Annotated in this window: 1 protein-coding gene; it reads right to left on the bottom strand. The window is 48.1% G+C overall.

The genetic code is table 11. From position 1 onward, the window contains the following. Nucleotides 1-75 precede the first annotated feature (75 nt). On the bottom strand, nt 76-1,158 hold the full coding sequence (locus tag F6K49_RS49920; RefSeq protein ID WP_293048373.1) for an IS4 family transposase: 1,083 nt from the start codon (nt 1,156-1,158) through the stop codon (nt 76-78). Between the last annotated feature and the right edge of the window lie 137 nt (nt 1,159-1,295).

Here is a 1,295-nt window from a genome sequence, read left to right as displayed (position 1 = left end):
ATGACCTGATGCCGTCAGCTCTTCATGAACTTCCTAAAGATTATTATAGACAACTGGGAGACAGTGGTCAACTAGCTAAGTACAGGACAAAAAATGGAGAGAGTTAAGAAAAGCTGGGAACTGGTGGTCAAGATTGGTGAAAATTGAGCGCAGATAATCAAATCCCAAACGAAATAGGCTCTTGGCTCGTCGTTGATGGGATTTAATCGGAATGGGCTTGAGTGTATGTTGCCACAAACCCGTCTTCATCGCCCACACAAAGGCGATCGCTAACAAAGCCAAAAGTTTGCTCAGTCTCGGGGCATCATTGAAATGAGTCGATTCAAGGCAAAAACCCCGAGTCTTCAGTGCCGCAAACAGGGTCTCGATGCCCCAACGGCGGGTATAATCCGATAAAGCTTGTTCGGGGCAATGATTGGTGACCAGAATCAGAAAATTATCATCTCCTTTTTGAGTCGGTTGTAGGCGAGCGCCAATCACATAGACTGGGCGACCCCAAACCCAATGATGACCTGAAAGGACGCGAGTTTCCCCGACGGACAAGTTGGCAAAATAGCGAGACCCTGGTACGGCTTGTTGCCGAGTCCGGGATCGAATCAAGTCACTTTGACGTATGCGTATCCGAAAGGGAATTGGCTTGTCCATCAACAGATAGGACAGCCACTCTTGGCCGATAAATTCCCGGTCAGCAGTTAGGTACGCGATCACCACATCAGGAAACAAAGCTTCAAAGCGATCAAGTAAATCCATACGTTCATCACTGTTACTATTGCCCTGCTTCTCAAGCAGAGTCCACAGCAAGGGGAAAGCAATCCCCTCATGGACCACACCCAACATTAAGATGTTGAAGTGGGTTTTTCCGAAAGACCAGTTAGTGCGGTCAAGGCTCAGTACCCAAGGTTGAGGGATTCCAGCCAATTTGACGAGCATCTGGGCAATTTGAGCCATGTCTAGGTCAAAAGACCGGAAGAATCGCTGCATTCGCTTGTAGTGAGATGCATCAGCGGCTTTTCCTCCGCACACGGTCGCCAACTCCGCTAGATTGACTGTTTTGGCTCGAAATAGGGCTATGAGGAACATGGCGACGAAGGAGAGTCGCGCCCCATGCCAGCCCAGGTGGGGTCGCAATTTGGCTCGAAGTTGGTTAATCTGTTCCATGAGGGTTTGTGGTCTTTGTGGTAATTTCCATCAAACCCTCTCCCTGGCACTTTTTGCAACTTTTGTCCTGTACTGAGATAAAAAAACGAAGTTACCAAGTAGGTTATCAGCTTCAACAGTGGACAATATCTGGAAAT

It is taken from the genome of Moorena sp. SIO3I6, from assembly GCF_010672095.1.
This window is presented reverse-complemented; position numbering and strand designations above follow the sequence as displayed.